Source organism: Neolewinella lacunae (assembly GCF_014349155.1).
Taxonomy (GTDB): domain Bacteria; phylum Bacteroidota; class Bacteroidia; order Chitinophagales; family Saprospiraceae; genus Neolewinella; species Neolewinella lacunae.
The window spans coordinates 1-5302 of the sequence record NZ_JACSIT010000146.1 but is presented as its reverse complement, the minus strand read 5'-3'; the positions used below and the strand labels follow the sequence as shown (position 1 = coordinate 5302).

1 protein-coding gene is annotated in these 5302 nt (G+C 57.5%); it reads left to right on the top strand.

Annotated features, from left to right (window positions below; translation table 11 throughout):
• Nucleotides 1-5302, top strand: a 5302-nt coding sequence (locus H9S92_RS17765) for a beta strand repeat-containing protein (RefSeq protein WP_187468047.1), incomplete at both ends; no start/stop codon positions are given.

Here is a 5302-nt window from a genome sequence, read left to right as displayed (position 1 = left end):
GGGATATTTAACTACGGCTTACTGATTGATGGGGCAAACTCACAGATTACCTCAGGCGGCGGCGATGTGGAGGTAGAGGGCCAGGGTGGGGGCGATTCGGGTTCTGGCAGCCTTAATGTCGGCATCCGGCTCGGAAACGCGGGTCAGATTACCTCTGGAGGCAACGGTACGGTGTCCGTTACCGGCACTGGCGGCCCGGGCCCGGGCAACGACCTTTATGGTATCCTCATATCGGGAGCTCAGATAACATCGGGTGGCTCGGGCAAGGTCAGCGTCAGCGCCACCGGTGGCTCGGGCCCGGGGATATTTAACTACGGCTTAGTGATTGATGGGGCAAATTCACAGATTACCTCAGGCGGTGGCGATGTGGAGGTAGAGGGCCAGGGTGGGGGCGACTCGGGTTCTGGCAGCCTTAATGTCGGCATCCGGCTCGCTAACGCGGGTCAGATTACCTCTGGAGGCAACGGCGCGGTGTCCGTTACCGGCACCGGTGGCCCAGGCACGGGCAACGACATTTATGGTATCCTCATCATAACGGCAGCTCAGATAACATCGGGCGGGTCGGGCAAGGTCAGCGTCAGCGGCACCGGTGGCTCGGGCCCGGGGATATTTAACTATGGCTTAGTGATTGATGGGTCAAACTCACAGATTACCTCAGGCGGCGGCGATGTGGAGGTAGAGGGCCAGGGTGGGGGTGACTCGGGTTCTGGCAGCCAGAATGCCGGCATCCTGCTCGCCAACGCGGGTCAGATTACCTCTGGAGGCAACGGCGCGGTGTCCGTTACCGGCACCGGCGGCCAGGGCACGGGTAGCGACAATTATGGATTAGTATTGCGAGACGCCAATACGCAAATCACTTCGAGCGGTGGCGCGGTGATGGTGACGGGGACTGGCGGTGGAGCTGCCTCTTTTTTTAATTACGGGATCGTCGTCGGCAACGGCGCAGTAATCACAAATGCAGGAAGCGGAGCGACTGCCACCGTAACGGTGATAGGTCAGGGGGGGGACACCTCAGGCGCTGCCGGGGGCAATTACGGCATTCATTTGGATGGTCAAATTACCTCTAATGGGGGGATAGTCAGTGTGACGGGAATCGGCAATGACAATAGCGAGGCGATTCGACTCCTGAGTAATGGTATGATCACGTCCGGGAATAATGCCGACATCTTTATCATCGCCGATGGCATCAATCTCATTACACCCGGCCTTATCAACTCTGGCACAGGCACGACCACCATACGTCCCCTCACGGCAGCTACGCTCATCAACCTCGGCGGTGCCGACGTGTTCAGCAGCAGCCCGTCCACCCTCGGACTGACCGATACGGAACTGGATCAGGTTGCGGCAGGCACGCTCGTCCTTGGCACCGCCAACAGCGGCAATATCACCATCAGCGCAGCTATCAGCCGCCCGGCGGCCACTAACGTGGAATTGCGCAGCGGCGGGGATATCCTCTTCAACCAAAGTTTTGACACCGGTGGCGGCGACCTGCTCTTAGCCCCCGGTACCTCGCCCGCAGCCGTTTATCCCACTTTCGGTGGTACAGACGCCACCGCCAGCACGCTATCCTTCGCCAGCGACTTGGCCATCGTCATCAACGGCACCACACCGGGTAATGGTACGGGCAGCACCTACACCCAGCTGACGGTAGCGGGCGTGGTTGACCTGACTGGCGTGGATTTGGTCCTCACCGGCAGCCCCACTTTGGTGGGTAGTGAAACCTTCACTATTGTGGACAACGACGGTACGGATGCCATCACCGGCGTATTTGTCGGTTTGCCCGAAAGCACCACTATCCCGAACTTCCTCAGTAGCGGATTAGATGCTACGATCTCTTACCTGGGCGGCGACGGTAACGACGTAGTAATTACGGTCCAGACACCCCTCCCCCCCGACTACACCATCACTACCGTAGGCAACGCCATAGTGGTTACTGATGTGGCGGGCAATGGTGACGTACTGGACGTAACGGAAAATGGCGGCAGCATCAATTTCGCTGCTGCTGGCCGCACCTACTCTTTGGACGGTGGCTTTGCGATGAACTTCCCCGTAGACGTTCCGCTGGCCGGTGTCACCTCCATCACCATTGATGGAGCAGTGGGCAACGACGTCATCAACGTAGGTGCCTTTACGGCTAACCTGCCCAGCCTGACCATTGATGGTGGCTCCGATACCGATAATGTGCAGTTCAACGGAGCGATTGCCTACGCGAGCGACGCAAACCTGCAAGTGATGAACGCCGAGATTGTGATCGTGAATGGCCCGCAAACCACTTCTGGAACGGGTTCGATTGATCTGGCAGCCAACCAAAGTATAACCGTCAACGCGCGCCTTACCTCTGCGGCCGGCAACATCAATCTCAGCACAATTGGTGGGCAGGATATACTTGTTCAGGGGGGCATTAATAGCGTCAACGCTGCTGGGGGTACCGCTACCCTCCAGGCAGGCCAGGATTTGCTCCTGGGCAGCGCAGTGAGCTTTGGAGATGTCCGAGGCCAAACCTTAGCACTTACGGCGGGGCGTGACATCATTGTGAGTGCAACGACTTTTGCGCAAGGTGATGGTGCAGGTGGAGCAAGCGTAACGGCGGGCCGTAACCTGACCGTGACAGGAAATTCAGTGATCAACACCAATGCTGGTGGTGCGCCGAACAGTCTGACCACGGGGGTAGATGGTGTTTTCACGGTCAGCTCAGGCTCTAGTATCGGCGCGAATAACGGACCATTAACCGTTACTGCAGACGAGGTCGCCATTTCTGGCACCTTAGGAACGATTGGAATCGTCACTGTTCGCCCCTTGTCCGTTGGAAGGAGCATTGATTTGGGGACCAACACCCCGGGGCAACTGTCACTTAGCGCAGCCGAGCTAAATCAGCTTTCTGCTGGTACGCTCATCATCGGCCGCAACGACATCTCCACGGGTACAATTACCGTTTCCAGCAGTATTGCACCAGCCGGTACTTCCAGCCTGAGCTTGATCTCCTCCGCAGCCATCACCGGTACGGGGGCCATTGCCGAAACCAACGTGGCGCTGCGGGCAGTCACGGGCATTAACCTGTCCGGCGATAACGCAATCGCCAACCTGGCTGCCGTCAATACCACCAGCGGCAACATCAGCTTCAATAATACCAGCACCGACTTGGCCGTCAGCGGGGCAGCAATTAACGGCCTTTCAGGCGTTACCGCTGCGGGCCAAACGGTTAACCTGACCACCACAAGCTCCGGAAACATTGCCCTAGGCTTAGTGACCGGCGAAACCGTCACCATCAATTCAGCAGGCAACATTACGGGCGGCGGCACGACCAACATTTCCGCTAATTCAGCCAACTTGGCTGCAGTTTTGAACGTGGGGGCAATTATTCCACAAATTTTTCTGGACGTGAACACCGTCACCGCCACTTCCGGGAGTGGGGATTTAGGCCTGCGGGACGTCAGCGGCGACTTAACCGTCAACAACGCAACTGCTAATGGTGGTGGGACGGCAAGGATCACCGTTGACAACGGTGACCTGAACATCAACACCGTTAGCGCCCAGTTCAATGTGGGCTTATTCGCCGTAAATGGCAGTATTTTCGATGCCAATGGATCGAGCACCAACAACATCTCTTCGTCCATCGTTGAGGCACAGGCCGCCACCGGGATTGAGTTAGACATCATGTCGCAGGTTGGAAGTTTCCAAAATACGGGGACTGGAGACATTATCCTTCGCCGGCTCGTGGGGGGGCTGACTATTAGTAATGGTGGCATTTCCACCAACGACGGTGATGTCTTGATAAGCGTATCTAATGGCACACTGTTACTTAACACCTTCATTACTGCCAACGGTGACATAAACCTTATCGCCAATGCGCTGAATGCACTCGTTGGCAGTAGCGTCAATGCGGGTATGAATACGACGACAATCCGACCCCAAACGGCAGCTACGCAGATCAACCTTGGTGGGGCAGATGCTGGTGGCATCCTGGGCTTAACCGATGCGGAGCTTGACCGCATCACTACGGGCACCCTCATCATCGGGGATGCCAACAGTGGCGCTATCACGATTAGCGCCGCGATCAGTTTACCCGCTGCTACCGACGTAGAATTGCGCAGCGGCGGAGACATCCTCTTCAACCAAAGTTTTGACACTGGCGGCGGCGACCTGCTCTTAGCCCCCGGTACCTCGCCCGCAGCCGTCTATCCTACTTTCAATGGTACAGACGCCACCGCCGGCACGCTATCCTTTGCCAGCGACCTGGCCATCGTCATCAACGGCACCACACCGGGCAATGGTACGGGCAGCACCTATACCCAGTTGACGGTGGTTGGGGCAATCGACCTGTCCGGCGTGGACCTGGTGCTCAGCGGCAGCCCAACGCTAATGGGAATCGAAACCTTCCTGATTGTTGATAACGACGGAGCAGACGCCATCACCGGTACTTTCAACGGACTGCCGGAAGGCGCCGTAATCAGTAATTTCCTCGGCAGTGGACTGGACGCAACCATCACCTACCTGGGCGGCGACGGCAATGATGTAGCGCTGGACGTTATTGATAGCATTGACCCCACGGCGATCTGCCAAGATGTAACGGTGCAACTTGATGCCAACGGGGAGGGCGTGACAACCGCCGCGGCAGTTGACAACGGTTCCAACGATGCCTCCGGCATTGCTTCCCTTGCGCTCGATCAAACCGAATTCAGCTGCGCTGACGTGGATACGCCCGTTACAGTGACGTTGACGGTGACCGACAACAACGACAATTCCAGCACGTGTACCGCAACCGTGACGGTGTTCGATACCATCGCCCCTACGGTGATGGCCAACGACACGACGCTCTACCTCGACGAAAACGGCCTGGCCGAACTCGCCGTCGAAGACTACCATTACGCGGTTAGCGACAACTGTATTGCCGAAGTGACCAATATCTTCCGCTTGCCCAACACCAGCTCGCTTATGACGGGTTCGGGCGCGGCCGCAGGTGCTGCGAAAGTTGAAAGAGCAAAGTTCCTCGACCAGGTCCTCACGTTCACCTGCGACGACGTAGGCAACGTCAATCTCCAGGTAGAAATTGAGGCCACCGACGGCAGCGGCAACGTTACCCTCGATACCATCATCGTCACGATTCTCGATACGATCACCCCCGTCATCGTCTGCGAAGCCATCACGGTGGCGCTCGACAGCACGGGCACTGCCACGATCGAAAATGACGATGCAGTAGTGAGCATTACCGACAACTGCCCGGATAACCTGAGTGGTCCCTTCACCGTTGGTGGCCCCGCGGCCCGGACCTTCGACTGCTCTTTTGCCGATTCTACCTTCCAGC